Source organism: Actinotignum sp. usb-actsch-rep-73 (assembly GCF_059082735.1).
In genome coordinates, this window is record NZ_JBHNPV010000003.1 from 1 (window position 1) to 706 (window position 706).

The 706-nt window shown below is 56.7% G+C and carries 2 protein-coding genes; both read left to right on the forward strand.

Features of this window, described 5'->3' with window-relative positions:
* Nucleotides 1–268, forward strand: a 268-nt coding sequence (locus AC5RE1_RS00320; protein WP_493938177.1) for a VRR-NUC domain-containing protein, incomplete at its 5' end; no start/stop codon positions are given.
* Nucleotides 249–706 (forward strand): SNF2-related protein (locus tag AC5RE1_RS00325; protein WP_493938178.1); only part of this gene is annotated, 458 nt, incomplete at its 3' end. The genes AC5RE1_RS00320 and AC5RE1_RS00325, both read left to right, overlap by 20 nt.

Genomic DNA, 706 nt, shown 5'->3' on the forward strand with positions numbered 1-706 from the left:
AACCATAGAACACCAACTGAAGAAAGCCATTGAAGCCTCTGGCGGCTTGTGCTGGAAGCTTGTCTGCCCTGGAACCACGGGTGTACCTGACCGGATATGCCTGATGAGAAACCGCGTAGTTTTCGTTGAGCTCAAAGCACCAGGTAAACAACCCAGGCCAATCCAGGTGCGCCGGATGAACCAACTCCGCCAGCAAGGTTTCACCGCTCTGGTTGTTGATTCGATTGACGGCATACAGGAGGTGCTTGATGCACTATCAGCCGCATAACTACCAACGCCAGGCGACCCAGTTCATCATCGACCACCACGAGGCCGCAATCTTCCTTGGGATGGGTTTGGGCAAATCGGTGATCACGTTGACGGCGATCTGGCAGCTCATGCTCGACTACTTCACCATCCACCGAGTCCTAGTCATCGCACCACTGCGGGTAGCCCGCGATACCTGGCCCGCCGAAATAGCGAAGTGGGATCACCTTGACGGGCTCACCGTCGCGGTCGCTGTTGGCACCAAACAAGACCGGCTGAACGCTCTCGCGGCGTCTGCGATGGTGACCATCATCAACCGTGAAAACATCCCATGGCTCATTAGCCAACTCGGGGGGAGCTGGCCGTTCGACATGGTCGTCATCGACGAACTCTCCAGCTTCAAAAACCACCGGGCAAAGCGGTTCACGGCATTGGTGAAAATGCGGCCGCACGTTAAGCG